Consider the following 24933-nt stretch of genomic DNA (forward strand, 5'->3'; position numbering starts at 1 on the left):
AGGCCGCTCGGGTACGCTTCCTCCGCGAGCGTGTTGACATCCGACGAAGACAAGCAGTAGTTTTTTGCGTAATCGGTTACGTAACCGATTACGCCCATTCAGGAGGAGGAAAGTATGAGCAAGGTTTCAAATACCCGCAGGCTCGACCTGGGATCGTTCTCGCGTCGTCGGTTCCTCAAGACAAGCGCGCTGGCGGCCGGCGCGCTTGCGCTGCCGTTCGGTCCGGCGTTTGCGGCCGACAAGCCGAAGGTAGGCCTGGTCATGAAGTCTTTGGCCAACGAGTTCTTCAAGCAGATGCAGGCCGGCGCGGAGGACTATGCGGCCAAGAACAAGGACAAGTTCGATTTCGCCGCCGTCGGCATGAAGGACGAGCGCGATTTCGCCGCGCAAGTCGATGCGATCGAGAACTTCATCACCCAGAACTACAACATCATCGTCGTGGCGCCGGCCGATTCGAAGGCGATGGTCACGCCGATCGCCAAGGCGCTGAAGGCCGGCATCAAGGTCATCAACATCGACGTCGCGCTCGACGATGAGGCCAAGAAGAAGGCCGGCATCGACCTTGCCTTCTTCGGGCCGGACAACCGCGCCGGCGCCAAGCTCGCCGGCGACGCGCTCGGCAAGGCGCTGGGCAAGGGCGGCAAGGTCGTCATCCTCGAAGGCAATCCGGAAGCCGACAACGCCAAGCAGCGCAAGCTCGGCTTCGACGATTCGGTGAAGGAGCACGGCCTCGACCTGCTCGATTCGAAGACCGCGCATTGGGAGACCGAGGAAGCCAACACGCTGATGACCAACTTCCTCACCCAGCACCCGGACATCCAGGGCGTGATGGCGGCGAACGACTCGATGGCGCTCGGCGTGGTCAAGGCGATCGACGCGGCCGGCAAGTCGGGTCAGATCAAGGTGGTCGGCTTCGACAACATTCCGGCCGTCGGCCCGCTGCTCAAGGAAGGCAAGATGCTCGCCACGGTCGAGCAGTATGGCGCGCAGATGGCGGCCATGGGCATCGACTACGGCCTGCGCGAGCTTGCCGGCGAGAAGTTCTCGGGCTGGGTCAAGACCGACGTCAAGCTGATCACCGCCTGAGGCGAGCACAGGCGCCGGGACTCCCTCTGGCGCCATCCATTCGCTTGTCTCATCATCGCCGCCGGCAAGCAGCCGGCGGCGATGAGCGCCATTCAGGATTGCTGCATGGACGATGGGGTTCTTTCCCTTGAAGGGGTAGGAAAAATCTTTCCCGGCGTGGTCGCGCTGAGCGACGTCTCGCTGTCGATCGCGCGCGGCGAGACGCATATCGTCCTCGGCGAGAACGGCGCCGGCAAATCGACGCTGATCAAGCTCTTGGCCGGCATTTACCAGCCGGACAGCGGGACGATCGCCTTCAACGGCCAGCCCTATCAGCCGAAGACGCCGCATGACGCGCAGCTAAGCGGCATCCGCATCGTGCACCAGGAGCTGAACCTACTGCCCTATCTCAGGATCGCCGAGAACCTGATGCTGGAAAACCTGCCGCGCCGCGCCTTCGGCATCGTCGACCGCAAGGCGCTCAACCGGCGCGCCGTCGCGCTGCTCAAGGAAGTCGGGCTCGATGTCGATCCGAGGACGCGGGTCGAAGCGCTTGGCGTCGCGCAGATGCAGCTGGTCGAGATCGCCAAGGCGCTGAGCTACGACAGCAAGCTGCTGGTGCTCGACGAGCCGACGGCGACGCTGACGCCGCCGGAGATCGGGCGGCTGTTCGCTATCATCAAGCGGCTGAAGGCCAGGGGCGTCACCATCATCTACATCTCGCACCGGCTGCACGAAGTGTTCGAGATCGGCGACCGGGTGACAATCTTGCGCAACGGCAGGCTGGTCGCGACCCGCGACCTCCACGGCCTCAGCGTGCCGGATGTCGTGCGCATGATGATCGGCCGCGACATCGCCGACGAATTCGGCTTCGACGCCTCGATCGTGCCGGGCAAGGTCGCGCTCAGCGTCACCAATCTGAAGCGCAGCGCCGTGACGCCCGAAATTTCCTTCAACGTGCGCCACGGCGAGATCTTGGGCGTGGCCGGTCTGGTCGGCAGCGGCCGGACCGAAGCCATGCGGGCCCTGTTCGGCGCCGATCCGAGGCTCGACGGCGTCGTCGAGATCGACGGCAAGCCGGTGGCGATCACGGCGCCCAAGGATGCCGTGCGGCATGGGCTCAGCCTGCTTACCGAGGATCGCAAAGGCCAGGGCCTGCTGCTCGATCTGGCCGTGGACAAGAACATCACCATCACCGATCTCGGCAAGGTGTCGCGCCACGGGCTGGTCAACCGCCGGGCCGAAGCCGCGGCAGCGAACGATCTCATCGGCCAGCTGCGCGTCAAGGCAAGCTCGATCGAGCAGGCGGTGCGCGACCTCTCGGGCGGCAACCAGCAGAAGGTGGTACTGGCCAAGTGGCTGTTCCGCGGCACCTCGACGCTGATCCTCGACGAGCCGACGCGCGGCGTCGACATCGGCGCGCGGCGCGAGATCTACCAGCTTCTGTGGATGCTGGCGGCGGCTCAAAAAGGCATCATCATGGTGTCTTCCGACCTGCCCGAGCTGATGGGCATGTGCCATCGCATCATCGTCTTTTCCAAGAACAAGATCGTCGGCGAGGTGCCGCGAGCCGAATTCGACCAGGAGCGCATCCTGTCGCTCGCCTACCAGGAGTATGTGCGACCATGAGCGAGACGTCCGAAACCCTCGTGTCGGCGCCTGTTTCTCCCGGCAAGGCGAAGTTCCTGCGCGTCCTGATCCGCGACGCCGGCGTGCTTCTGGCGCTGGTGCTGATCACGCTGTTCTTCTCGCTCACAGCGCCTTACTTCGCCACGCCCGGCAACGCGCTGAAGATCTTCGTGCAGATCGCCATAAACACCGTGCTCGCCGCCGGCATGACCTTCGTCATTCTCACCGGCGGCATCGACCTTTCGGTCGGCTCGGTGCTGGCGCTCTGCACCGTGGTCGGAGCCACCGTCATGATTGACGAAAGCCTGTCGCCGGCCGTCGCGATCACTTTGGCGCTGCTCGCCTGCATGGCGACCGGTGCTGCCTGCGGCTTCCTCAACGGCTGGATCTCGACGCGCTGGAAGATCCCTTCCTTCATCGTCACGCTCGGCATGCTCAACATGGCGGCGGGCGCCGCTCGCGTGGTCAGCGACAATTCGACCATCACCGGCCTGCCGCAGAGTTTCGTCGATTTCGGCAATCTGATCATCGGCGGCTTCCTGCCGTCGATCTTCCTGGTCGCGGTGCTGGTGATCGCGGCCGGCTGGTTCGTGCTGCGCTTCACCGTGTTCGGCCGCATGATCTTCGCCGTCGGCACCAATGACGAGGCGGTGCGCCTCTCCGGGCACAATCGGGACTTCTACAAGGTCGCGGCCTTCACCATCAGCGGGCTGACGGCCGGCATCGCGGCCATGGTCTATCTGCTGCGCTTGAACATCGGCAGCCCGATCGCCGGCGTCGGCTACGAGCTCAATGCAATCGCCGCCGTCATCATCGGCGGCACCAGCCTCAGCGGCGGCAAGGGCTCGATCATCGGCACGCTGGTCGGCGCCTGCATCCTGCAGGTGCTCAGCACCGGGCTGCAGCTGCTCGGCGTCGGCGACAATTTCAAACCGATCGTGATTGGCCTTGTCATCGTGCTCGCCGTCATCCTAGACGCTTATCGGGAGAGGCTGTTGCGGAGGATCCGCTAGGGGGTCAGAGGGAACCATGACCACAATTGCCGATGTCGCGCGCTATGCGGGGGTGTCCGTCGCAACGGTCTCGCATGTGATGAACCGCACGCGCCATGTCGAGCCGGAGACGGCCGAGCGCGTGCGCGCCGCGATAACCGCCCTGCGCTACAGCCCGAACTCGCTGGCGCGGAGCCTGAGACGCGGGGAGACCAAGACCATCGGCCTGCTGCTCCCGGACAATTCCAACCCGTTCTTCGCCAGCGTGGCGCGCCAGATCGAGGATGCCGGCTTCGTGGCCGGCTATACGGTGATCCTGTGCAACTCGGATGGCAGCGCCGAGAAGGAAGAGCGCTATCTGTCGGTGTTGATGGCAAAGCAGATCGACGGGCTGATCTTCGCCGGTTCGTCAGACCATGCGCGGGTGTTCTCGCACCTGTCCGCCGCCCTGCCGGCGGTGCTGCTCGACCGCGAGATCCATTCTGTCCATGTCGATTCCGTGCTGGTCGACCACGATCACGGCGGCTATCTCGCCGGGCGCCATCTGGTCGGGCTCGGCCACAGCAAAATCGGCGTCATCGGCGGTCCGCGCGATTCGAGCTCCAGCCCGGCCCGCCTGCGCGGTTTTACCCGGGCACTCGCGGAGGCAGGTATCGACCTGCCCGCTTCGTCGGTGGTCGATTCCGACTATCATTTCGCCGGCGGACGCCTGGCGATGGAGCGGCTGATGACGCAGGCGCCGGAGATCACGGCGGTGTTCGCCTGCAACGATTTGATGGCCATGGGCGCCATCACCGCGTTGCGCACGCGCGGCTTGCGGGTGCCCGACGACATGTCGCTGATCGGTTTCGACGACATCCCCTATGCGGTCACCACATGGCCGCCGCTGACGACGATCGCGCAGCCGGTCGAAAAGATCGGAACGCGGGCGGTCAGCCTGCTGCTCGAGCGCGTCGGCGAGCCCGAGGCGCCGTCGCGCCGCGAGGTGCTGGCGCCAGTGCTGGTGGAGAGGGAAAGCTGCGCGCCGGTGCAGAAGTAGCGTGTAATCTCCCCCCTTGAGGGGGAGATACCGAAGGCGACAGAGGGGGTCGGTCCGACTGGAGTCGGCCTGCTGCGGCAGATGGAGGTTGGCGCTCCACGCGAGGCGCCCCCCTCTGGCCTGCCGGCCATCTCCCCCGCAAGGGGGGAGATCACGCGCTCATTCCCTCACGCCGCCGGCTGCATGGCGGCCCTGAGCAGCATGCCGAACAGGTCGCGCGGCTCGTCGGGGTCGGCAAGCAGGTCGAGCTCCTCGTAGAGGCCGGTCGCCTGAAGCTGGTCGCGGACATAGCGCAGCGCGGAAAAATCCTCCGTTGCGAAGCCGACGGAATCGAACAGCGTGATCTGCTCCTTCGTCTTGCGGCCCTTGGCCTGGCCGGTCATGACCTGCCACAGCTCGGTCACCGGATGATCGGCGTCGAGCTGCTGGATCTCGCCCTCGATGCGCGTCTGCGGCGGAAACTCGACGAAGATGTCGGAGCGCAAAAGGATATCGCGGTGCAGCTCGGTCTTGCCGGGACAGTCGCCGCCGACGGCGTTGATGTGGACGCCGGAGCCGACCATGTTGTCGGTGAGGATGGTGGCGTACTGCTTGTCGGCGGTCACCGTGGTGATGATGTCGACGCCTTCCACCGCGTCCTGCCCGGTCGAACAGATGGTGATGTCGAAGCCCTTGCCGGCGAGGTTGCGGGCGCATTTTTCGGAAGCAGAGCGGTCGATGTCGTAGAGCCGCAGCCGGTCGATGCCGAGCAGCGCCTTGAACGCGACGGCCTGGAACTCGGACTGGGCGCCGTTGCCGATGATGGCCATGGCGCGCGACCCTTTCGGTGCCAGATATTTGGCGGCAACCGCCGAGGTCGCGGCGGTGCGCAGCGCCGTCAGGATCGTCATCTCGGTCAAGAGCATCGGATAGCCGGAGCCGACATCGGCGAGCACGCCGAAGGCGGTGACGGTCTGGCGGCCTTCGCGCATGTTCTTCGGGTGGCCGTTGACATATTTGAAGCCGTAGAGGCGGCCGTCGCTGGTCGGCATCAGCTCGATGACGCCGTCATGGCTGTGCGAGGCGACGCGCGGCGTCTTGTCGAACAGCTCCCAGCGGCGGAAATCCTCCTCGATATAGCCGGCAAGCTCGGTGAGGAAGCGCTCGAGGCCGATGGCGAGCACAAGCTTCATCATGCGGTCGACGCTGACGAAGGGGACGATGGCAAGGCGGGACGGCTGGGTCATGATCAGAGGCTTCCGGAATGGCTGCGGGTCGGGCGGTCCATGATGCGGCGGCCCATCAGGCTGGCGGTAAGGTCGACCATCAGGGTCGCGGTACGGCCGCGTTCGTCGAGGAACGGGTTCAGTTCGACCAGGTCGAGGCTGGAGACCAGGCCGCCGTCGGAGAGCATCTCCATCACCAGATGCGCCTCGCGGAAGGTGGCGCCGCCCGGCACGGTGGTGCCGACGGCCGGCGCGATCGAGGGGTCGAGGAAGTCGACGTCAAGGCTGACATGCAGCAGCCCGTTTGCCTCTTCGATCCTGGCCAGGAAAGCGCGCAGCAGCGGGGCGATGCCGTGCTCGTCGATGGCGCGCATGTCGTGCACGGTCACACCCGCTTCCTTCAGCGCGCGGCGCTCGGCAGAATCGACGCTGCGCAGGCCCATGGTGCAGACGCGGGCCGGGTCGACTGCGGCGGGCAGGTCGGGGAAATAGCCGTTGAAGCCGGGACGGCCGCTGGCATAGGCGAGCGGCACGCCGTGCAGATTGCCGCTGGTGGTGGTGTCGAGCGTGTGGAAATCCGGGTGGGCGTCGAGCCACAGCACGAAGAGCGGCCGGCCGCGGTCGGCGGCGCGGCGCGCCACGCCGGAGACCGTGCCGGCGGAGATCGAGTGGTCGCCGCCGAGGAAGATCGGCATGGCATCCTTCGACGCGGCGTAGGCGGTCTCGGAAATCGCCGCCGTCCAGGCGGAGATTTCGGGCAGCGCCTTCAGGGCGAGATTGCCATGAGCGACAGGGCGCGCCGCCGCCTTCTCAACCGCCCCCCAGTCCTCGACCTCATGGCCAAGCTCCGACAGCACCGAGACAAGCCCTGCGGTGCGCAGCGCGCTCGGCCCCATCTCGCATCCCATCCTGCCCGCGCCGTCCTGCACCGGCGCGCCGACGATCCTGCAGCGCATCACTTCTTTCCGCTTTTGCGTTTGATTTGCGGAAGTGAACCACCGCTGCCTGGCGGTTTGAACAGGGTAAATTGGCATTTCGAAAAGGTCGATTTATCATAGTGGGCATATCGGCTGCTCTAAATGGTCAAAATGGACGCGCTCGACGAGAGACTGGTGACGCTTCTGAGGCACGATGCGCGGCGCAGCGTCTCCGATCTTGCGCTCGATCTCGGCGTCTCTCGCGCGACGGTCAGGGCGCGGATGGAGCGGCTGGAAAAGTCCGGCGAGATCATCGGCTACACGGTGGTGCTGCGCGCCGACACGGTTGACCAGAGGATACGCGGCGTGATGATGATCGAGATCGAGGGCCATGCCGCGGACCGCGTGATCAGGGCGCTCGGCGGCTTTCCCGAGGTGTCGACCATCCACACCACCAACGGCCGCTGGGACCTGGTGGTCGAACTCGGCACCGCCTCACTCACGGACTTCGACGCCGTGCTGCGTCGCATCCGGCTGATCCCCGGGATCACCGGCAGCGAGACGAGCCTGCTGTTGGCGACGCCGAGGACGACGAGGGCGAGGCTTGGGTAGAGCGGTTCGTTTTATGGAAACGCCGAACCGCTCGACTTCCTTTTTTGCGCAATTCCGGACTGAAGGCTTCGGCGAGGAGGACGAGCCGTTAGGGACTTTCCTGAATTTTTTCCAGCAAAGGCGGCAACCCGTCAGGATCAGGCGGCAGGGCGCTTCCTTTCCGTCGCGACGTTCCTCTATTTTGCCCGGCCAGCATGGGCCGAGCAACAAATCGCGGAGAGCAGCGTCATGCTGAAGACAATCGCGGCCGGCGTCGGCCTGGGCCTTGTCGGGTTCCTCATCGCGCTTTTCACGATGGGCGCAGGGCACGGAACGAACGTTCCCGGTTTCGTCGTGGTCCCCTGGATGATGCTGCTGATGATGGCGGGCGCTGGCGCTTTGCCTGGGCTGCTCGCCGCATGCGCCCAATTCACGACCTATATCCTTCTGATCCGCTGCAAGCCGTTGCTGGCGCTGCCGATCGGGATCGTTCACTGCGCCGCCGCGGTATGGGGAATGGCGGGGAACGGAATCTTGTTCTGAAGGCTACAAACGCGAAAAAGCCGCGGAAAACCGCGGCTTTTCGTTTGCTTGATCCCCTGAAGGAAACTGGAGCGGGTGAGGCGATTCGAACGCCCGACCCCAACCTTGGCAAGGTTGTGCTCTACCCCTGAGCTACACCCGCTCGCGCGGCCTTGGGCCGCAAGCCGCGCCTATATGGCCGAAGAGCGCGGCGATTGCAACAGGGAAATGACGGTCTTTTTGGAGCTAGCTCTTCCTATAGGGAAGGTTGGTTTCGAGCCGGCGGATTGCGTTGGCCCAGCCGGGCGATCTTGCCCCAAGGGCATCGTTGGCCGTAAACGGCACAAGCTTTCCCGATGATGCGAGGACCGATGCCGAAGACCGAAGCCGAGCTTAACGCCTTTCTTGCCGATCTCGGCATTTCCGTCTCGACGGTGCGCCACCCGCCCTTGTTCACGGTCGCCGATTCGCAGGCGCTGCGCGGAGAGATCCCGGGCGGCCACACCAAGAACCTCTTCCTCAAGGACAAGAAGGACAATTACTTTCTCGTCACCGTCGGCGAGGAGGCCGTGGTGGACCTCAAGCAAATCCACCATCTGATCGGCGCCGCCAGCCGCGTCTCCTTCGGCAAGCCGGAAATGCTGATGGAGCTGCTCGGCGTCATTCCCGGCGCGGTTACCATCTTCGGCCTGATCAACGACACGGCCGGGCGGATCAAGGTGGTTCTGGACCAGGAATTGATGAGCCACGACGTCATCAACGGCCATCCGCTGACCAATGAGGCGACGACGGCCATCGCCGCTGCCGATCTCGTCAAATTCGTCGAGGCAACGGGCCACGATCCTGTTATCTTGAAAGTCTCGGGCTGATCGCCACATGGATGGCGAAACCGAAATCCGATAATAACGCGCCGCACCCCGAAGCCGGCGACGACGCGACCGAAAGGGCGACGACATGAGTGACAACAATCCGTTCAGCGGCTCATTTGGCGGCAATGCCGGCCAGTACGCCCAATCCGTGCAATATGGCGGGGCGGACCGCGGCAAGGTCTCGCTCGGCGAGGCGCCTGCGGCCACGGATGTCGTCAAGGACACGACGACCGCGACGTTCGCGGCCGACGTCATCCAGGAATCGCGCCGCCAGCCGGTGCTGGTCGACTTCTGGGCGCCCTGGTGCGGCCCGTGCAAGCAGCTGACGCCGCAGCTCGAAAAGGCGGTCAAGGCTGCCGGCGGCAAGGTCAGGCTGGTCAAGATGAACATCGACGACCATCCTTCGGTCGCCGGCCAGCTCGGCATCCAGTCGATTCCCGCGGTCATCGCCTTCAAGGACGGCCAACCGGTCGACGGCTTCATGGGCGCCATTCCGGAAAGCCAGATCACGCAGTTCATCCAGAAGGTCGGCGGCAAGGGCGGCGGCGGCGCGCCGCAGATCACCGAAGCGCTGGCCGCGGCCGCCGAGGCGCGCGAGGCGGGCGACACCCAGACCGCGGGCGACATCTATGATGCGATCCTCGAGCAGTCGCCCGAAACCATCGAGGCCATCGCCGGGCTCGGCGAGATCCTTTTCGAGGCCGGCGACAGCCAAGGCGCCGAGGCGGTGCTTGCCAAGGCGCCGGAGGACAAGAAGGATGCGCCGGCGCTTGCCGCTCTGCGCGCCAAGATGACGCTCGCGGCGGAAGCCGCCGCGCTCGGCAATCCGGCCGAGTTCGAACGCCGGCTCGCCGCCAATCCAAACGATCACCAGGCGCGGTTCGACCTGGCGATGGTGCAGAATGCGCGCGGCGAGCGGATGCAGGCCGCCGACAACCTGCTGGCGATCGTCAGGGCCGACCGGACGTGGAACGACGATGGCGCGCGTGCGCAGCTCTTGAAGTTCTTCGAGGCATGGGGGATGACCGACGAGGCGACGCTGTCGGCGCGGCGCAAGCTGTCGTCGCTGTTGTTCTCCTGAGCGTTTTGCCGGCTTTGCTGCTGGCCCCTTTTGCCAGGAGGTCTTGCGCAAGGCGCCAACTGCGCCAGATAGGCGGCAGCGGCTTGCCCCTGCCGGTTGAGGGTTTAAACGGGCTGGGTTGCGTAAGAGGAGATCGCAGATTGATACGCTGCCCGGCGACGCTTTCGAGAGTTGAAGCGCAGGCGGAGGGTTGAGGTGCAGGTCGGAAACGCCCGCTACCGGCTCGCGAGGGATCTGCCGTCGAGGATCCCGGTGTTTCCGCTCGCCGGGGCGCTGCTGCTGCCCGGCGGCCGCATGCCGCTCAACATTTTCGAGCCGCGCTACCTGGAGATGATCGATGAGGCGATGGCCGGGCCGCGGTTGATCGGCATGATCCAGCCCAGCCTCGACGGCGCGTTGCGCCACGACGGCGAGCCCGAGCTTTGCAGCGTCGGCTGTGCCGGGCGCATCATCTCGCTTGCCGAGACCGGCGACGGGCGCTACCTGATCTCGCTGCAAGGCGTCTGCCGCTTCCGCGTCACGGATGAGCTGGCGGTCAAGACGCCGTTCCGGCAATGCCGGATGGCGCCCTTCCTCGCCGATCTCGAGGAGGATCCGGCCGGTGCCGAGGTCGACCGCCCTGCCCTGCTCAAGGCGTTCCGCGCCTATCTGCAGGCCAACGACCTCGAGGCCGACTGGGAAAGCGTGAGCCGCGCCGAGAACGCCATGCTGGTCAACGCACTGTCGATGATGGCGCCCTATGGGCCGGCCGAGAAGCAGGCCCTGCTCGAGGCGGCGGACCTGAAGACGCGCGCCGAGACGCTGATTGCCATCACCGAAATTACGCTGGCGCGCGAAGATGAGGATTTTGGCTCGAGCCTGCAGTAAACGTAATGATTCGGGTGAAATCGGCCTGACCTGAATCTCAACACTTAGGCCGGCGGCAGTTGGACATGGAAAAGCGCGATGGCGGCGGACGGACGTGACGGGCGCAAAGCCACGGTCGACCCGAAATTGCTGGAACTGCTCGCCTGCCCGCTGACCAAAGGACCGCTGACCTGGGACGCCGAGCGCAGCGAACTGATCTCGCGCGTGGCGAAGCTTGCCTATCCGGTGCGTGACGGCATCCCGATCATGCTGCCTTCGGAAGCGCGCACCATCTCGGCCGAAGACGCGCTCAAGCCACCGCCGCGGCTCGGAGGGCCGTCGTGAATCGCGCCGGCGGGCCGGTTGCCGCTACTGGAAATTGCGCCCCTTGGGCATGACCTGTTGCGCCGCGCCCGACAGGGCGTCGACATCCTGCCGCTCCACCGGCAGGCTGCGGTTCGCGGAGCGCTCCGGTCCATTCGATGATCCGGCGGGCTGATGCTCGATGGTGGGCGGCTCCTGCAGGAGGATGCTCAGCCAGGGCGTCAAATCCTCGATCCTGTCGGCGACGATGTGGATGACATCCGATTCCTGCTGCAGCTTGCCGGTGACGCGGATGAAGCGCGCGCCCATCACGATAGAGCGGAAGCGGTCGAAGACGCGCGGCCAGATGATGACATTGGCGATCGCCTTTTCGTCCTCCAGCGTTAGGAAGATCGCATTGCCTTTGCCGGGGCGCTGGCGCACCAGCACCAGCCCGGCGACGTTGACGCGGCGGCCGTCGCGCACCGACGGCAGGCGGGAATTGGGGGTGATGCCGGCGCGGTCAAGCCGCTCGCGCAGGAAGGCGACGGGATGTTCCTTCAGCGACAGGCCGAGCGAGCGATAGTCGTGGACGACATGCTCGCCGAGCGGCATTTTCGGCAGCTTCGTCTCGGGCTCCAGCTCGCGCAGGCGGAGTGTGGGCTGGTCGAACAGCGGCAGTTTCTCGGCAGCGCTCCTGCCGTCCAGCGCGCGCACCTCCCAGAGCGCCGCGCGTCGGTCGAGGCCGAGCGAGCGGAAGGCGTCTGCCTGGGCCAGCCTTTCGATCTCGCCGACATCAAGGCCCGAACGCAGCCAGACATCCCTGACCGATCGATAGCCGTCGCCGCGCCGGGCGACGGCGGCCGCCATCCGTTCTTCCGAAAGCCCCTTGATCTGACGGAAGCCAAGCCGCACCGCATGAGCCGTCTCGATGACGCCGCGCATCGAGGCATGGCGTTCGAGGATGCGCGAAGGATCGAAACGGGCCCCCTCCAGCGTGCAATCCCAGACGGAATGGTTGATATCGACCTCACGCACCTCCACGCCATGGTCGCGCGCGTCGCGAACGAGCTGGGCCGGCTGATAGAACCCCATCGGCTGCGAGTTCAAAATCGCGGCGCAGAACACGTCGGGATAGAAGGTCTTGAACCAGCAGGAGGCATAGACCAGCAGCGCGAAGGAGGCGGCATGGCTTTCCGGAAAGCCATATTCGCCAAAGCCTTCGATCTGCTTGAAGCAACGCTCGGCGAATTCCTTTTGGTAGCCCTTGTCGACCATGCCGTCGATCATGCGCTGGCGGTAGTTGCCGATTGTGCCGGTGCGCTTGAAGGTGGCCATTGCGCGCCGCAGCTCATCGGCCTCGCCCGGCTGGAAGCCGCCGGCAACGATGGCGATCTTCATCGCCTGCTCCTGGAACAGCGGCACGCCCAGCGTCTTGCCGAGAATCTCCTTCAATTCCGGCTTCGGGTATTCGGCTTTCTCCTTGCCCTGCCGTCTACGCAGATAGGGGTGCACCATGTCGCCCTGGATCGGGCCGGGCCGCACGATAGCCACCTCGATGACCAAATCGTAGAATTCACGCGGTTGAAGCCGCGGCAGCATCGACATCTGGGCGCGTGACTCGATCTGGAAGACGCCCAGCGTGTCGGCCCGGCAGATCATGTCGTAGACGCGAGGGTTCTCCGGTGGCAGCGAGCTCAACTGATGCGGCCGGCCGTATTTGTCACGCGCCTTCGGATAATGATGCGTGAGCAAGGTCAGGGCTCGCTTCAGGCAGGTCAGCATGCCGAGCGCCAGCACATCCACCTTGAGGATCTTCACCGCGTCGAGATCGTCCTTGTCCCACTCGACCATCTTGCGCTCTTCCATCGCCGTCTTGACGATGGGCACGACCTCGTCGAGCCGGTCGCGGGTGATGACGAAGCCGCCGACATGCTGAGAGAGATGGCGGGGGAAGCCGATGATCTCGTTGGCGCGTTCCAGCACCTGCCGCGACAGCGGATCGGCGCGGTCGAGGCCGCCGGCATTGGCTTCCCTTTCGCCGAGCTCCGAGGTCGACCAGCCCCAGATGGTGCTCGACAGGGCGCTCCGGACGTCTTCGGACAAGCCCATGGCCTTCGCCACCTCGCGCAGGGCGGAGCGCCCGCGATAGCTGATGACGGCGGCGGCCAGCGCCGTGCGCTTGGCGCTGTATTTCTCGTAAATATAAGCGATGACCTCGTCGCGCCGTTCATGCTCGAAGTCGACGTCGATGTCGGGAGGCTCGTTACGTTTCTCGGAGATGAAGCGCTCGAAGAGGGCATCGATCCGGTCAGGGCCGACCTCGGTGATGCCGATGCAGAAGCAAATGACCGAATTGGCGGCCGAGCCGCGCCCCTGGCAAAGGATGCCCTTGCTGCGGGCGAATTTCACGATGTCGTGGACGGTCAGGAAATAGCGCGCATAGTTCAGCCGCTCGATCAAAGCGAGCTCGCTGCCGATGCGCCGCAGCACTTCTTCCGGGACCCCGGCCGGATAGCGCACGGCCGCTCCTTCCCGCGCCAGGCGTTCGAGCTCGGCCTGCGGTCCGAGCCCGGATTCCGTCGGCTCGTCCGGATAATTGTATTCGAGGTCGCTGAGCGAGAAGGTGAGCTCGTCGGCGAAGCGCAGCGTCTCCGCCAGCGCTTCAGGGTGTCGGCGGAAAAGCCGCGCCATCTCCAGCGGCGTCTTCAGATGACGCTCGGCATTTGCCGTCAGCTCCAGCCCGACCTCGGAAACCGGCGTGTTGAGGCGGATCGCGGTCAGCACGTCCTGCAGCGGGCGGCGGTCGGCGGCATGATAGAGCACGTCGTTGGTCGCCATCAGCGGGATGTGCAGATGTTGGGCCATCGCCGCCGCCTGCTCGATGCGGAAGCGGTCGTTGCCGCCGTAATCAGGCGCCACAGCAAGCCGAAGCGCGGCGCCGAAACGATCCTTAAGCCGGCTAATGAGCGTCAGATTGTCTTTCGCGCCTCTCGACAGGTTGGGCAGGATCGCCAGCGACATCAGATCGCCCCATTCGAGAAGGTCGTTGAGTTCGAGGAGCGTCGCGCCCTTCTCGTTCTCGTCGCGCAGATTGGCATGCGTCAGCATGCGGCAGAGATGTCCCCAGCCCTTGCGGTCGCGGGGGTAAGCCAGAATGTCCGGCGTGCCGTCGCAGAAAACCAGGCGGCAACCGGGATGATAGGGCAGCTTCTCGACCCTGGCCTGCTGCCAGGCCCGCACGACGCCGGCGACCGTGTTGCGGTCGGCAAGGCCGATCGAGGAAAAGCCATAGAATTTCGCCGTGACCACCAGCTCCTCGGGCTTCGAGGCGCCGCGCAGGAAGGAAAAGTTCGACTGGATGCCGAACTCGGCATAGGGGATGGCGGTCAGCGCGTTCATGCGAAGACGCCGTGCATGAACCAGCGCGGCGCGGCCTGCGAGGCGCTGCTGTAGAGGCCCTGGCGGTAGAGCCAGTAGCGGCGCCCCTCGCTGTCCTCGATGCGGTAATAGTCGCGTGTCGGCGCCTCTTCCTCGCCGGGCAGCTGCCGCCACCATTCGGCGGCGATGCGCTCCGGCCCTTCGGCGCGGGCGACGCGGTAAAGCGCGCGCCGCCAGCGGAAATTCATCGGCGGGCCCTCGGGGATCTCGGTCGCCGGCACCTCGATCGGCTCGGGCGAGCGGAACAGCCGTACCGGCCGCTCCGGCGGGAAGATGGTCATCGGAGGTGCTGTCCGGTCGGGCTTCGGCGGCATGCGCCTTTGCGGCGCCTCTGCGAAAGGAACCGTGGTAACGGCGCGCTCCGGCAGGTGGCTATCGACGATGACCGGCTTCAGCACGGCGGCTTCGCCGAGACGGGCACGCACGCGGTCGGCGAATAAAGCGATGTCGGCGTCATCGTCGCTTGTCTCGCCGGCAAGGTCGCCCTGGAGCATGTCGAAGGCGGCGACCGAAAGCACCGACAGCCGCACGAGGTCGAAGCCGAAGCCGGCATCGATGGTCTGTTCCAGCGCGGTCAGCCGTTCGTGAAACAGCTTTCGGATCAGCTGCGGCTCGCGCATGGGGCGCGAGGTGCCGACCGCGATGCGGCTGACGAGGCCGTCGACGCGAAAGAGGAGAAGGGCGAGCGCCCGCGCGCCTTCGCCGCGGCGCTCGAGGTCGGCCTTCAAGGCCACGGCAAGCCGGCTCACCAGCCGCTCGATGTCGTCGGTGAGCACGATCGGCTCGGCAAGATGGCGCTCGACCGAGAGCGGCGCCACGGGAAGGCGCGGCGACACCGCCTCGTCGAGCCGGCCGAGCGCCTGGTCGAGGCGCAGAAGCAAGGTGGCGCCGAAGCGGCGGGCGAGCGGCGCGCGGGGTGCGGCCATCACCGCCCCCGCCGTGCGCAGGCCGACGCTTTCCAGGCTGGCGCGGGTTTCGGGCGCGATGCGCAGCGCCGAAAGCGGCAGGGGCGAAAGCAGCGCCGCCTCCTCGCCGCCGGCAACGATGCGGTCGCCGTGGAAGCGCGCCGCCGCCCAGGCGGCGCCCGGCGTCGAGGCGAGGCCGGCGCGAACATCGAAACCCTGCTGGAAGAAACGGGTGAGGATCTCGTCCTGCATGGCCCGCTCGCCACCAAACAGGTGCGTGCAGCCGGTGACGTCGAGAAACAGCCCGTCCTCGCCGTCGATCGCCACCAGCGGCGTGTAGCGGTCGCACCAGTCGGCGAGGCCTTCGAGCAGGCGGCGGTCGGCCTCCGGGTCGGCCTCCACCACATCGATCGACGGATGCATGGCGCGCGCGTCGGCAATGCCCATGCCGCGCTTCAGCTTCAGCGCCTCAGCCCGCTCGTCGAGGGCTGCGATGCGCTGGGCGTTGCTGTCGCGATGGCTGATCACAAGCGGTGGGCAAGATGGGGGCAGGTGATGCGAGGGCCGGGAACGCCAGGACCGCCCCAGACGCTGGCGCAGGATCCGCTCCGCGCAAAGATAGGGGAACCACAGCGACAGAATTCGCTGCCCGCTCTTCCTCGGGCCTTCTTTCGGCAAAAGCGTGCTCATCGGGGTTCCACTCCAGTGTGAATTGTCCGGGCAGGGCCGTGCGGCTCTTGCCGATATCGACGGTGAAGGCGGGGCGGCCGATCGAGCCGGCCAGCGCGCCGGCGAGCGTTTCGCGGCTCGCCGCGGGCGCTGCCGAAACAATGAGGCGCACGGGCGCCGCGGTGGGCTCGGCCTGGCCGGCCTGACGCAGCAAAAACACCGGCCGGCCGGCGCTCTGGGCGCGGGCGTGCAGCCGCCGCGTCGCGGTAAGGTCGAGAAGCCGCGGGCTGCCGCGGATCTCGAGGAGGACGGCGGCGAAGGCCGTCATGCGGGCGGCCTCCTCGGCGATCCACAGCGCGTCGACCAGTTTCGGCGCTTCGGAAAACAGCAATTGTTCGGGCTCGATGCCGAAGAAGGCGTGGAGGCCCCTGGCATAGGGAAAGCCGGCCTCGCGGAAAATCTCCGCCGTGCCGATCCAGAGGACCGGCAAGCCCTGCTTCTGTTTGAGGATCAGGCTGGCGAGCGACAGCGCAAAGCCGGCCACGGCGCCGGCATCGCGGGTCTCCAGCCCATGGATTTCACTGAGCGCCGCCTTGGGCACGCCGCCGCCGAGGGCGGTGTCGAGGCGTTCTATGCCGGTATGCAGGAAGGCATCCGGCGAGGCCACAGCTAGGCCGCGCCGGACGATAGTGATTTCGGGGGTGACGCCCGATCCGGCGGCATCAGCTATTTGTTTTTTTGCAAGTCCGGACGGAAAACCGCTTCGCACTGTTCCTGGAATGGCTTTTGGCGCGCCGGAAGCCGGCGCTTCCAGGCGCTCGGGCAGCGTTCCCTCGATCCTCGCGATTTGTCGGCGCAGGGCAAAAACAGTTTCCCGCGCCACGGCGCTTATCGCCATGACGTTCACTTCCGGCAGCAGTTGTTCCTGTTATGTTCTATAGATTCCAGAGGGGCCTGGAAGAGTCAAGCGGAGTCGCAAGGAATTTATTCCTTCGGCTTTCAGCTTCCAAGACCCAGCCAGCCGGGCCCATTTGCCTCGACCGGCGCGAAAGCCTATATGCCGAGGTCAAAGGAAACCTCATGGCCCGCATCTACAAGACCCGCATCTGGCATGACCAACTCTCGCCATCGATGGATGAGATGGAACTTCTGGCGCTGGAGGCCTACGCCCATCTGCCGGAGGAGTTCCGCAAGCTCACCGGCGAGATCATCATCCAGATCGCCGATTTTCCGACGGACGAGATCATGGACGACCTGTCGCTGGAGACGCCCTTCGACCTGCTTGGCCTGTTCGAGGGGCGCGGCATCGCCGAGCGCTGGAACCCGCAGACCGGCGAGGGGCCGAACCGCATCACGCTCTACCGCCGCGCCATCCTCGACTATTGGGCCGAGAACGAGGAGACGCTGGGCGACATCGTCACCCACGTTCTGATCCACGAAATCGGCCACCATTTCGGCCTGTCGGACGACGACATGGAGCGGATCGAGGAAGCGGCCGAGCAGGCAGCGGCGGGGTGACGAATGAGAGGGCTGCCGCCCTTTCCTACCAATCGCTGAGCTTGGTGTCCGAGGTGTATTCCTGGCCCTCGATATCCTTCACCACAGCCTGGCCGCAGCGCATCGACTTGGTCGTCTTGTCATAGGCATAGGTCGGCGAGCCGAACAGGTGCCAGCCCTTGTTCAGGGCCGAAGTCACCTTATGGCAGAAAGTGGAATCGTCCGGACCGGACAGAAAGCGGTAGAGTTTCATTTTCGACCCTGTCGTGACCAATGCTTGTCTATCTTTCCTGGAATCGCTCGAGCGCATCATGCGCCGATGATTGCGGCCTTCGCCAGAAGTTTCTCGGCTTCCGCCAGATGCAGCCGCTCGACCATGCGGCCGTCCAGCGCAATGACGCTTTTGCCGGCATTTTCGGGCCGTGAGAACGCCTCCCTGATCGCCCGCGCCCTGGCCAGGGCCTCCGGCGCCGGCGCAAAGGCGCGGTTCGCGGGCTCGATCTGGGCGGGGTGGATCAGCGATTTGCCGTCGAAACCCATGGCGGCCGCGTCGGCGCATTCCCGCGCGAGGGCGTCGAGGTCGCGAAAGTCGTTGGCGACGCCGTCGATCACGTCGAGGCCGCTGGCGCGGGCGGCGAGCACAAGCTGCAGCAGCCAGGGCGTGAGATAGCGCCGGTCGGGCGTCGCCAGAATGCCGGTTGCTTTCACCAGATCGTTCGTTCCGGCGACGAAACAAGCGAGGCGGGAAGAGGGATCGCGGCCAAGCTCGGCGATGGCGCCGACGTTGAGCAGCGCCTTGGGCGTCTCGATCATTGCCCACAGTTTCACGATATCCGGCGCGAAATTGTCGTCGAGCAGGTCGCCGGCCTCGAGGATGTCGCGCGGCGTTCCGATCTTGGGCAAAAGAATGCCGTCGGGCTCTGCCTTGGCGACGGTCAACAGGTCGTCGATGCCCCATTCACTGCCGAGCGGATTGATGCGCACCACCATCTCGCAGCGGCGCGCCGGCCGCGCGGCGAGGATGCCGGTCAGCTTGTCGCGGGCGGAAAGCTTGTCGGCCAGTGCCACGCCATCCTCGAGGTCGATGATGACGGTATCGCAGGCGAGCGAGGCGATCTTGGCCAGCGCCTTGTCGTTTGAGGCGGGCACGTAGAGCACCGAGCGGCGCGGGCGGTAGGTGTCAGAGGTCATGGCCGATCTATGCCGGCTTGCAGCGGGCGAGGCAAGGCGCCGCACCATAGAACTCATTTGCGTTCTGGCTAATTGTCGAAGCCGGCGCCGCCCCTCATTGCCCTGCCGGGCATTTCTCTATAGTGACGGGGAGAAAGGGCCTGGCCGCGATGTCGGCTCCTGCAATGCTGGCGATTGGCGAAGCCGGCGATGGCAGCGCCCCTCTCCCCGTCACTATACGGGGAGAGGATGCCGGCAGGCAGGTGAGAGGCGGCGCCAGCCTGAAACGACTTTGCTCCTGCACGAAATCTGCAAATCCTTGCGGAAAACCTCCTCCAATCCGCCGCGCGCTTTCCGCAGCCGCCGGCGAAACAGGCGGCATGCGAACACATCACAGATCCCGCTGGTCCCTGCCCCGGCGCCTCCGCAACGAAGGCTGGTGGTTGGTCGAGCCGCAGAGGCCGCGCATCACGGCGGTCATGCTTCCTTTCATCCCAAGATCACGGCTGCGGCATGCCATGCGAGCGGCGGCGCTCGGGACGGTTCGGTCTTGACGCCAGCTTTCACGACTGGCGGCCTTTGCGCGCTCTCGACAAGCACGGCCCGCTTGCTAATCCTGTCATGACAAAACCGTATTCAGCGAGCTGCCGATTCCATGCCGCACAACATCCTCGTCGCCGACGACGATCCGCATATCCGCGAGATCATTTGCTTCGCGCTGGAAAAGGCCGGCATGAAGACGGCCGCCGTCGCCGACGGCGCCGCCGCGCTGCAAGCGGTCGAGCGCCGCGCGCCCGACCTCATCGTGCTCGACATCGGCATGCCGGAGATGGACGGGCTGGAGGTCTGCCGCAGGCTGCGGCAGCGCTCCGACGTGCCGGTGCTGTTCCTGTCGGCCCGCGATGAAGAAATCGACCGTATCCTCGGCCTTGAAATGGGCGGCGACGACTATGTGACGAAACCGTTCAGCCCGCGCGAGCTGGTTGCCCGCGTCAACGTCATCCTGCGGCGGGCGCGCCCGGCGGTGGTGGAGGAAGACGCCGACGACCGTCAGTTCGCGCATGGCAAGCTCGTGCTGGTTCCGGCAAGTCATGCTGCGAGCTTTGAAGGCAAGCCGCTCACCCTAACAGCGATCGAGTTCGCATATAGACCACGCCGGCGACCCTGCCGTCGAGCTCGACCGGCAAGGCGACGAAGACGCGCACCTTGGTGCCGCGACTCACCGAATAGAGCGGCGGCGGCGGCTGGTCGGGGATCCGCAGGCGAAGCTCGCTTGCATAGGCGCCTGCGAGCGCCTGCCGCACCTCCTCGACCGCAACGAAAGACTGTCCGACCTCACCGCCGCCGGCAATCACCACGCCATGCGGATCGAGCAGCCGGAAGCCGGCAAGCGTTGTCTTCTGCGCCTCGTCCAGAATGCCGTCGAGCTTTGCGCCTATGGCCGCGAAGTCCGGATCGGCGGTGGCGGGAACGGCCGCCGGTCGCGACGGCATGACATTGTCGGAGGCAAGGTCGAGCTGCGGCTCGATCGGCTGATAGGGGTAATTATTGTCCCTTGCCGGATCCGCCGAGATCGGCGTTCCCAACCGTTCCGGTGCAATGCCGGCCGCGCGCACCGCATCGGCATAGACGATTCTGAAGGGTTTTCTTGGCCGCCCGCAGCATGTGCTTGGCCGCGATGCGGTGATGGCCAATGCCTACCAATCCAACATCCATGTCTCGGAACGCACGGTCGACAGCCATATCCGAAACATCCGCGCCAAGCTGGCGGCGGTCGGCTGTTCGGATGCGATCGCGACCGTGCATGGCGTCGGCTTCCGGCTCGGCCGATGCGGTGGCTGAGCAAGGAGAAATGGCGGCCCAGGCTCGCCACCGTGGTCGTCGCCATCCTGATCGTGGTGATGGCGCTGCCGCTGGTCGGCCTGTTCTTCTTCCGGCTCTATGAAAACCAGCTGATCCGCCAGACCGAGGGCGAGCTCATCGCACAGGGCGCGGTGATTGCCGCCGTTTTTCCAACAACATCGTCACCGATGCCGGGCGGCTCAATCGCCGAACAACATCGTGAAACATCTCTATGGCGAGCGCGGCAAGGTCACGCTCGCGGCGATCGCGATTCTCGGCGGCACGCTGCTGATCGCGCTGGTGTTCATCCGCACCGTCAGCCGGCCGATCTACGCGCTGATCGAGCGCACCAAACGCATCGCCGCCGGCGACCGCGAGGCAATGCGGCCGCTCGCCCATCACGGCACGCGCGAGATGGCGGCGATCCAGGGCGCGGCCGAGCTGCTCAGGGATTCCGGCGGGACGATGGACGAGGACGCGCTGTCGGCCGCCTTCCTCGACATGGCGCAAAAACTCCAGGCGCGCTCCGACAGCATCCAGACCTTCGCCACCCATGTCTCGCATGAGCTGAAATCGCCGCTGACGGCCCTGGCGCCGAGCGGCGAAAGCACGACAATCGGCGCGGCGCTGGCGCTGCTGCCGGTCGACGCCAGGCTGGAGGTACGCGTCGAATCGGGCAGCGATATCGGCCTCGGCATCTCGGGCGAGAATCTCGCGATCGTGCTCGCCAACCTCGTCGACAATTCCGCACGGCACGGCGCGAAGCAGGTGACGGTCGGCGCCGAAAAGGCGGGCGAAAGGGTAGCTCTCCATGTCGGCGACGACGGCGGCGGCATTTCGGCGGCCAATCGCGCAAAAATCTTCGAGCCGTTCTTCACCACAAGGCGCGAGGCCGGCGGCACCGGCATGGGCCTCGGCATCGTGCTGGCCCTCCTGAAAGCGCATGATGGCACGATAACGCTGGTTGACTCCGAACGCGGCGCGCGCTTCGAGATCAATTTGCCGGTCGCGTGAGGACCGGTGAAATCGGAGAACAAAGTGCGTTACGACATCGTCATCATCGGCGGCGCCATCGTCGGGTCCTCGGTCGCCTACTATCTGCGCGAAGAGGGTTTTACCGGTTCCATCGCGCTGATCGAGCGCGATCCGCAATTCTCGCAAGCGGCGACGACGCTGTCCCTGGCCTCGATCCGCCAGCAATTTTCCATTCCTGAAAACATCCGCCTGTCGCAATTCACGCTGAAGCTGTTCCGGCGGCTGAAAGAAACTTTCGGCGCCGATGCCGATATCGGCTTTCGCGAGGGCGGTTATCTGATCCTTGCCGGCGAGGCGGGGCTGCCGATCCTCAAGGCCAATCACGAGGCGCAGATCGCCGAAGGCGCCGATATCGTGCTGGAGGATGCAGGCCAGCTCGCCCGCCGCTTCTCCTGGCTTTCAACCGAAGGCATTTCCGCGGGCGCCTATGGCCGCGGCGGCGAGGGCTGGTTCGACGCGCATGCGCTGCTGATGCTGTTCCGTAAGGCGCTGCGCGAGAGGAGGATCGACTTCATCACCGCGTCGGCCACCGGTATCACGCGCCAGGGCAGTCGCGTCACCGGCGTCGCCCTCGACAATGGCGAGACGCTGGAGGCCGGCATCATCGTCAATGCCGCCGGCCCGAACGCCGGCAAGGTGGCCGCCCTTGCGGGGCTCGCGCTGCCGGTCGAGCCGCGCAAGCGCAACGTCTTCGTCTTCGAGGCACGGGAAAAATATGCCGACATGCCGCTGCTGGTCGATCCCTCCGGCATCTATGTGCGGCCGGAAGGCTCGGTCTACCTCACCGGCGGCGCCGAGCCGGAGGAAGGCGACCATGCACCCGATCCCAACGATTTCGAGGTCGAGTGGCCGCTGTTCGAGGACGTGATCTGGCCGACTTTAGCCACCCGCGTCCCAGCCTTCGAGGCGATCAAGCCGACGCGCGCCTGGGTCGGGCATTATGATTACAACACGCTCGACCAGAACGCGGTTATCGGGCCGCATCCGGAGGTGGAAAACTTCCTCTTCGCCAACGGCTTCTCCGGCCATGGCCTGCAGCAGGCGCCGGCGGTGGGCAAGGCGCTCTCGGAACTCATCGTGCATGGCGGCTATCGGACGATCGATTGCACGGCGTTCGGATATGAGCGCGTCGCGGCGGGGCGGGCGTTCAGGGAATTGAACGTCATCTGACGCATAATCGCATCGACCGCCAGCGCGTTGCCGAGCGCATGCCCGCGCGCCGTATTGTCGAAAATGCACCACACCTCGGTGGCTGAGGCGCCCGCGTCGGCGAGTTGGGCGCTGATTTCCAGCAGCCGGCCGGCGTCGTAGTCCGAAAAATAGACATGCGGCGCGCCGTGAAAGCGGAAATAGGCGAGCTCATGCCAGCCGCCGGGCGCGGAAGCGGGGGGAACTGAGGCAGAGTCCGCCGCCACGCGCCCGACGCGGAGGCGGCTCAGCAAAGCGTCTGCTCCCGGCTCGAACCAACTGGCGTGACGCGGTTCGCAGACCAAGCGGCAGTCGGTCTTGTCGTGCAACAAAGCGAAGAACTTTTTGGCTATCTGCCTGTCGAATTGCAGACTGGGTGGCAGCTGGACCAAGAGGGCGGACAGCTTCTCACCGAGACCTCCGACCTCGCCCATGAAAGCATCCAGAAGATCATGGCAATCTATGAGGCGGCGCTCATGAGTCGCGGCTTTGGGCACTTTAACGGAGAACCGAAAACGATCCGGGACCGAGCACGCCCAGCGCTCATAGGTTTCGCGCTGATGCGGTTTGTAGAAGGAGGAGTTGATCTCCACGACAGGAAGACGCGAAGCGTAACGCTCCAATTGCGAGCCCGTCGCCGGAACAGAGGACCTGTGCGCTGCCGGTATGGTCCATCCGGCTGTTCCGACAAAAGGTTTGTTTTCGGCCATGTCGACAATCTGGACAGGCGCGCCTGCAGGTCAAGGTGGGGCTCAGGCGGCGAGGCGGCAGCCCAGATGTGCCTGTAGCCAGCCGAGCACGCGCGCCCAGCCTTCGGCGTGCTCCGCCGCGGCGTCCGGGAAGCCGGCGAAGCCGCCATGGCAGACGGTGAGCCGCGTGCCGGCAGAGGTCGGTTCCAGCAGATAGGCAACCGTCGTTTCGTGACGGCCGAGCGTCGGGTGATCCCAATCGTAGCGCCTCGTCTGCACGACCCTGCGCCCCCGTCTCGATCTCGAGGAAGCTGCCGCTGGCGGGCAGGGTCCTGCCGTCGGCCGTCCTCACGATGACGCGCCACGATCCGCCGACGCGCAGATCGGCGGCCCAGCCGATCATCCGGTAGGTCTCGGCCGACCCCCACCAGCGCTCGACGTCGCTGGTGAGAAGCGCGGTGACGACTTGTTGCGGCGAAGCGGGAAGTTCCGCCGAAGCCATGACCGTCTCGGTGTTCGCCATGGCGCGCGGCCAGCCATGCGGCAGTATCATTGCCAACCTCCTCCGCGGCCGTTCAATACCTGGTTCAGCCCTTCGATGGCGGGCGCTCGAAACCCTTGCCGGTCTCCAGCAGGCTCTTGAGGCTCGCCAGCACCAGCGGCCAGCCCTTGGACACGTTCGGAATCAGCCGGTGCGGGCCGTCGGCCTCGTGGGTGACGGCAAGCTTCATCAGCTCGCCGTCCTTTTCGATGGTGAAGGTACAGCGCGTGTAGCCGTCTTCCTTCACCTCGGGCAGCCATTCGTTGCGCCATTTGATGACCAGACGCCGGGGCGGATCGATCTCGAGGATCTCGCCCGAGTCGGCCACGCGGCCGTCCGGGAAGATCAGCTTCCAGCTCGAACCCACCTTCCAGTCGCTCTCCTGGTAGGAGCAGAGGAAGAACTGCCGGTTGAACTCCGGATCGGTCAGCGCCGTCCAAAGCTTTTCGGGCGTGGTGCGGATGTAGGTGACGTAGACGAAAGTGTTGTCGCTCACGGCTCTTCCCTTTCAAGTCGTTTCTTCAGGTCGCTCAAGGCATCCAGCCGATGGCGCTCGAATTTGCCGATCCAGCGCTCGGCGATCTCGTTGATCGGCACGGGGTTGAGGTAATGCTCCTTCTCGCGGCCGCGGCGAACGGTGGCGACAAGGTTCGCCTCCTCGAGAATTGCCAGGTGCTTGGTCACCGCCTGGCGCGTCATGTCCATGTGCTCGCAGAGCGCGTTCAGCGTCTGTCCGTTCCTGGCATAGAGGCTGTCCAGCAATTGCCGGCGGGTCGGGTCAGCCAAAGCGCGAAAGAAGGCATCCATGGTCATGGCCTTAATAGGCAACCATTTGGTTGCATATCAAGCTGCAAAGTTTATTCGACGAGAAAGACGGTGCAGGCACCCCGGCCTGCT

General features: G+C 65.4%; 24 protein-coding genes, 1 tRNA gene and 3 pseudogenes. 15 read left to right on the forward strand and 13 right to left on the reverse strand.

The features are described 5' to 3' along the window. Nucleotides 1-114 precede the first annotated feature (114 nt). The 4 genes from CK222_RS04685 to CK222_RS04700 all read left to right on the forward strand — a co-directional run bounded on the left by CK222_RS04685 (nucleotide 115) and on the right by CK222_RS04700 (nucleotide 4725). Nucleotides 115-1086 (forward strand): sugar ABC transporter substrate-binding protein, encoded by a 972-nt coding sequence (locus tag CK222_RS04685; protein WP_095799575.1) that lies wholly within the window; start codon nucleotides 115-117, stop codon nucleotides 1084-1086. 105 nt (nucleotides 1087-1191) lie between these two features. Continuing rightward, nucleotides 1192-2694, forward strand: coding sequence for a sugar ABC transporter ATP-binding protein (locus CK222_RS04690; RefSeq protein ID WP_095799576.1), 1503 nt, complete (start codon nucleotides 1192-1194; stop codon nucleotides 2692-2694). Further along, complete coding sequence (locus CK222_RS04695; RefSeq protein ID WP_095799577.1) at nucleotides 2691-3707, forward strand: ABC transporter permease; 1017 nt, start codon at nucleotides 2691-2693, stop codon at nucleotides 3705-3707. Before CK222_RS04690 ends, CK222_RS04695 begins: the two co-directional genes overlap by 4 nt. A 16-nt stretch (nucleotides 3708-3723) precedes the next feature. Then, nucleotides 3724-4725, forward strand: a complete 1002-nt coding sequence (locus tag CK222_RS04700; protein WP_095799578.1) for a substrate-binding domain-containing protein — start codon at nucleotides 3724-3726, stop codon at nucleotides 4723-4725. A 167-nt stretch (nucleotides 4726-4892) separates the two neighbouring features. Here the strand turns inward: CK222_RS04700 and CK222_RS04705 are convergent, their stop codons facing one another. Both CK222_RS04705 and rocF read right to left on the reverse strand, forming a co-directional pair. Next, nucleotides 4893-5951, reverse strand: a complete 1059-nt coding sequence (locus tag CK222_RS04705) for an ornithine cyclodeaminase (RefSeq protein WP_095799579.1) — start codon at nucleotides 5949-5951, stop codon at nucleotides 4893-4895. A gap of 2 nt (nucleotides 5952-5953) precedes the next feature. Beyond that, nucleotides 5954-6886: an arginase gene (gene rocF, locus CK222_RS04710; RefSeq protein WP_095799580.1), complete on the reverse strand. Its 933-nt coding sequence runs from the start codon at nucleotides 6884-6886 to the stop codon at nucleotides 5954-5956. Nucleotides 6887-7018: 132 nt separating this feature from the next. On the opposite strand from rocF, the gene CK222_RS04715 reads away from it, so the two are divergent. Continuing rightward, complete coding sequence (locus CK222_RS04715; RefSeq protein ID WP_095799946.1) at nucleotides 7019-7459, forward strand: Lrp/AsnC family transcriptional regulator; 441 nt, start codon at nucleotides 7019-7021, stop codon at nucleotides 7457-7459. A 228-nt stretch (nucleotides 7460-7687) separates the two neighbouring features. After that, nucleotides 7688-7981, forward strand: a complete 294-nt coding sequence (locus CK222_RS04720) for a hypothetical protein (protein ID WP_095799581.1) — start codon at nucleotides 7688-7690, stop codon at nucleotides 7979-7981. Between the two features lie 67 nt (nucleotides 7982-8048). Here the strand turns inward: CK222_RS04720 and CK222_RS04725 are convergent. Continuing rightward, nucleotides 8049-8123 (reverse strand) — tRNA-Gly (locus CK222_RS04725). Between the two features lie 208 nt (nucleotides 8124-8331). Between CK222_RS04725 and CK222_RS04730 the strand changes: the two genes are divergently transcribed. The 4 genes from CK222_RS04730 to CK222_RS04745 all read left to right on the forward strand — a co-directional run bounded on the left by CK222_RS04730 (nucleotide 8332) and on the right by CK222_RS04745 (nucleotide 11101). Then, nucleotides 8332-8829: a prolyl-tRNA synthetase associated domain-containing protein gene (locus tag CK222_RS04730; RefSeq protein WP_095799582.1), complete on the forward strand. Its 498-nt coding sequence runs from the start codon at nucleotides 8332-8334 to the stop codon at nucleotides 8827-8829. An 85-nt stretch (nucleotides 8830-8914) separates the two neighbouring features. Further along, complete coding sequence (trxA, locus tag CK222_RS04735; protein ID WP_095799583.1) at nucleotides 8915-9910, forward strand: thioredoxin; 996 nt, start codon at nucleotides 8915-8917, stop codon at nucleotides 9908-9910. Between the two features lie 195 nt (nucleotides 9911-10105). Then, nucleotides 10106-10777 (forward strand): LON peptidase substrate-binding domain-containing protein, encoded by a 672-nt coding sequence (locus CK222_RS04740; protein WP_067323587.1) that lies wholly within the window; start codon nucleotides 10106-10108, stop codon nucleotides 10775-10777. A gap of 78 nt (nucleotides 10778-10855) precedes the next feature. Further along, complete coding sequence (locus tag CK222_RS04745; protein WP_066991609.1) at nucleotides 10856-11101, forward strand: Trm112 family protein; 246 nt, start codon at nucleotides 10856-10858, stop codon at nucleotides 11099-11101. A 24-nt stretch (nucleotides 11102-11125) separates the two neighbouring features. On the opposite strand, the gene CK222_RS04750 is transcribed toward CK222_RS04745, so the two are convergent. The 3 genes from CK222_RS04750 to CK222_RS32835 are packed head-to-tail and all read right to left on the reverse strand — an operon-like array spanning nucleotide 11126 to nucleotide 16972. Then, nucleotides 11126-14461 carry an error-prone DNA polymerase gene (locus CK222_RS04750; protein WP_095799584.1) on the reverse strand — a complete coding sequence of 1112 codons (3336 nt, stop codon included), beginning with the start codon at nucleotides 14459-14461 and terminating at the stop codon, nucleotides 11126-11128. Next, nucleotides 14458-15933: a DUF6504 family protein gene (locus tag CK222_RS04755; protein ID WP_095799585.1), complete on the reverse strand. Its 1476-nt coding sequence runs from the start codon at nucleotides 15931-15933 to the stop codon at nucleotides 14458-14460. Before CK222_RS04755 ends, CK222_RS04750 begins: the two co-directional genes overlap by 4 nt. Then, nucleotides 15875-16972, reverse strand: a complete 1098-nt coding sequence (locus CK222_RS32835; protein WP_095799947.1) for a hypothetical protein — start codon at nucleotides 16970-16972, stop codon at nucleotides 15875-15877. Before CK222_RS32835 ends, CK222_RS04755 begins: the two co-directional genes overlap by 59 nt. Before the next feature lie 182 nt (nucleotides 16973-17154). On the opposite strand from CK222_RS32835, the gene CK222_RS04765 reads away from it, so the two are divergent. After that, complete coding sequence (locus tag CK222_RS04765; protein ID WP_066991616.1) at nucleotides 17155-17592, forward strand: metallopeptidase family protein; 438 nt, start codon at nucleotides 17155-17157, stop codon at nucleotides 17590-17592. Between the two features lie 25 nt (nucleotides 17593-17617). On the opposite strand, the gene CK222_RS04770 is transcribed toward CK222_RS04765, so the two are convergent. Together CK222_RS04770 and CK222_RS04775 are read right to left on the reverse strand one after the other, a co-directional pair. After that, a complete protein-coding gene (locus CK222_RS04770) occupies nucleotides 17618-17824 on the reverse strand; it encodes a DUF1737 domain-containing protein (protein WP_095799586.1) in 207 nt (68 codons plus the stop codon). Between the two features lie 56 nt (nucleotides 17825-17880). After that, a complete protein-coding gene (locus CK222_RS04775) occupies nucleotides 17881-18762 on the reverse strand; it encodes a CoA ester lyase (protein WP_176477570.1) in 882 nt (293 codons plus the stop codon). Between the two features lie 634 nt (nucleotides 18763-19396). Here CK222_RS04775 and CK222_RS04785 point away from each other — a divergent pair. Beyond that, nucleotides 19397-19885 (forward strand): annotated as a pseudogene (locus tag CK222_RS04785) (response regulator); the annotation flags it as partial. On the opposite strand, the gene CK222_RS04790 reads toward CK222_RS04785, so the two are convergent. Next, complete coding sequence (locus CK222_RS04790; protein ID WP_348628806.1) at nucleotides 19860-20435, reverse strand: hypothetical protein; 576 nt, start codon at nucleotides 20433-20435, stop codon at nucleotides 19860-19862. The pseudogene CK222_RS04785 and the gene CK222_RS04790 overlap by 26 nt on opposite strands. On the opposite strand from CK222_RS04790, the pseudogene CK222_RS04795 reads away from it, so the two are divergent. The 3 genes and pseudogenes from CK222_RS04795 to CK222_RS04805 all read left to right on the forward strand — a co-directional run. Continuing rightward, nucleotides 20371-20583, forward strand: a pseudogene (locus CK222_RS04795) (winged helix-turn-helix domain-containing protein); the annotation flags it as partial. The gene CK222_RS04790 and the pseudogene CK222_RS04795 overlap by 65 nt on opposite strands. Continuing rightward, nucleotides 20571-21597: pseudogene (locus tag CK222_RS04800) on the forward strand (HAMP domain-containing sensor histidine kinase). The pseudogenes CK222_RS04795 and CK222_RS04800, both read left to right, overlap by 13 nt. Nucleotides 21598-21621: 24 nt before the next feature. Next, complete coding sequence (locus CK222_RS04805; RefSeq protein ID WP_095799949.1) at nucleotides 21622-22788, forward strand: FAD-binding oxidoreductase; 1167 nt, start codon at nucleotides 21622-21624, stop codon at nucleotides 22786-22788. On the opposite strand, the gene CK222_RS04810 is transcribed toward CK222_RS04805, so the two are convergent. The 4 genes from CK222_RS04810 to CK222_RS04825 form a co-directional block, all read right to left on the reverse strand. Then, nucleotides 22707-23516, reverse strand: coding sequence for a DUF72 domain-containing protein (locus tag CK222_RS04810; RefSeq protein ID WP_095799588.1), 810 nt, complete (start codon nucleotides 23514-23516; stop codon nucleotides 22707-22709). The two genes, CK222_RS04805 and CK222_RS04810, sit on opposite strands and share 82 nt — an antisense overlap. Nucleotides 23517-23558: 42 nt before the next feature. Continuing rightward, nucleotides 23559-23774 carry an SRPBCC domain-containing protein gene (locus CK222_RS32840; protein WP_245432961.1) on the reverse strand — a complete coding sequence of 72 codons (216 nt, stop codon included), beginning with the start codon at nucleotides 23772-23774 and terminating at the stop codon, nucleotides 23559-23561. Between the two features lie 308 nt (nucleotides 23775-24082). Beyond that, nucleotides 24083-24532 carry an SRPBCC family protein gene (locus CK222_RS04820; RefSeq protein ID WP_095776712.1) on the reverse strand — a complete coding sequence of 150 codons (450 nt, stop codon included), beginning with the start codon at nucleotides 24530-24532 and terminating at the stop codon, nucleotides 24083-24085. Next, nucleotides 24529-24849: a metalloregulator ArsR/SmtB family transcription factor gene (locus CK222_RS04825; RefSeq protein WP_095799589.1), complete on the reverse strand. Its 321-nt coding sequence runs from the start codon at nucleotides 24847-24849 to the stop codon at nucleotides 24529-24531. The genes CK222_RS04820 and CK222_RS04825 overlap by 4 nt, the downstream gene beginning before the upstream one ends. Between the last annotated feature and the right edge of the window lie 84 nt (nucleotides 24850-24933).

Source organism: Mesorhizobium sp. WSM3866, assembly GCF_002294795.1.
In the GTDB taxonomy this organism is placed as follows: domain Bacteria; phylum Pseudomonadota; class Alphaproteobacteria; order Rhizobiales; family Rhizobiaceae; genus Mesorhizobium.

What these genes read in the sequence shown, in the direction of transcription:
- CK222_RS04685 (WP_095799575.1), top strand. Translation starts at nt 115, where the DNA reads ATGAGCAAGGTTTCAAATACCCGCAGGCTCGACCTGGGATCGTTCTCG.
- CK222_RS04690 (WP_095799576.1), top strand. Translation starts at nt 1,192, where the DNA reads ATGGACGATGGGGTTCTTTCCCTTGAAGGGGTAGGAAAAATCTTTCCC.
- CK222_RS04695 (WP_095799577.1), top strand. Translation starts at nt 2,691, where the DNA reads ATGAGCGAGACGTCCGAAACCCTCGTGTCGGCGCCTGTTTCTCCCGGC.
- CK222_RS04700 (WP_095799578.1), top strand. Translation starts at nt 3,724, where the DNA reads ATGACCACAATTGCCGATGTCGCGCGCTATGCGGGGGTGTCCGTCGCA.
- CK222_RS04705 (WP_095799579.1), bottom strand. Translation starts at nt 5,951, where the DNA reads ATGACCCAGCCGTCCCGCCTTGCCATCGTCCCCTTCGTCAGCGTCGAC.
- rocF (WP_095799580.1), bottom strand. Translation starts at nt 6,886, where the DNA reads ATGCGCTGCAGGATCGTCGGCGCGCCGGTGCAGGACGGCGCGGGCAGG.
- CK222_RS04715 (WP_095799946.1), top strand. Translation starts at nt 7,019, where the DNA reads ATGGACGCGCTCGACGAGAGACTGGTGACGCTTCTGAGGCACGATGCG.
- CK222_RS04720 (WP_095799581.1), top strand. Translation starts at nt 7,688, where the DNA reads ATGCTGAAGACAATCGCGGCCGGCGTCGGCCTGGGCCTTGTCGGGTTC.
- CK222_RS04730 (WP_095799582.1), top strand. Translation starts at nt 8,332, where the DNA reads ATGCCGAAGACCGAAGCCGAGCTTAACGCCTTTCTTGCCGATCTCGGC.
- trxA (WP_095799583.1), top strand. Translation starts at nt 8,915, where the DNA reads ATGAGTGACAACAATCCGTTCAGCGGCTCATTTGGCGGCAATGCCGGC.
- CK222_RS04745 (WP_066991609.1), top strand. Translation starts at nt 10,856, where the DNA reads ATGGCGGCGGACGGACGTGACGGGCGCAAAGCCACGGTCGACCCGAAA.
- CK222_RS04750 (WP_095799584.1), bottom strand. Translation starts at nt 14,461, where the DNA reads ATGAACGCGCTGACCGCCATCCCCTATGCCGAGTTCGGCATCCAGTCG.
- CK222_RS32835 (WP_095799947.1), bottom strand. Translation starts at nt 16,972, where the DNA reads ATGGCGATAAGCGCCGTGGCGCGGGAAACTGTTTTTGCCCTGCGCCGA.
- CK222_RS04765 (WP_066991616.1), top strand. Translation starts at nt 17,155, where the DNA reads ATGGCCCGCATCTACAAGACCCGCATCTGGCATGACCAACTCTCGCCA.
- CK222_RS04770 (WP_095799586.1), bottom strand. Translation starts at nt 17,824, where the DNA reads ATGAAACTCTACCGCTTTCTGTCCGGTCCGGACGATTCCACTTTCTGC.
- CK222_RS04775 (WP_176477570.1), bottom strand. Translation starts at nt 18,762, where the DNA reads ATGACCTCTGACACCTACCGCCCGCGCCGCTCGGTGCTCTACGTGCCC.
- CK222_RS04810 (WP_095799588.1), bottom strand. Translation starts at nt 23,516, where the DNA reads ATGGCCGAAAACAAACCTTTTGTCGGAACAGCCGGATGGACCATACCG.
- CK222_RS04825 (WP_095799589.1), bottom strand. Translation starts at nt 24,849, where the DNA reads ATGACCATGGATGCCTTCTTTCGCGCTTTGGCTGACCCGACCCGCCGG.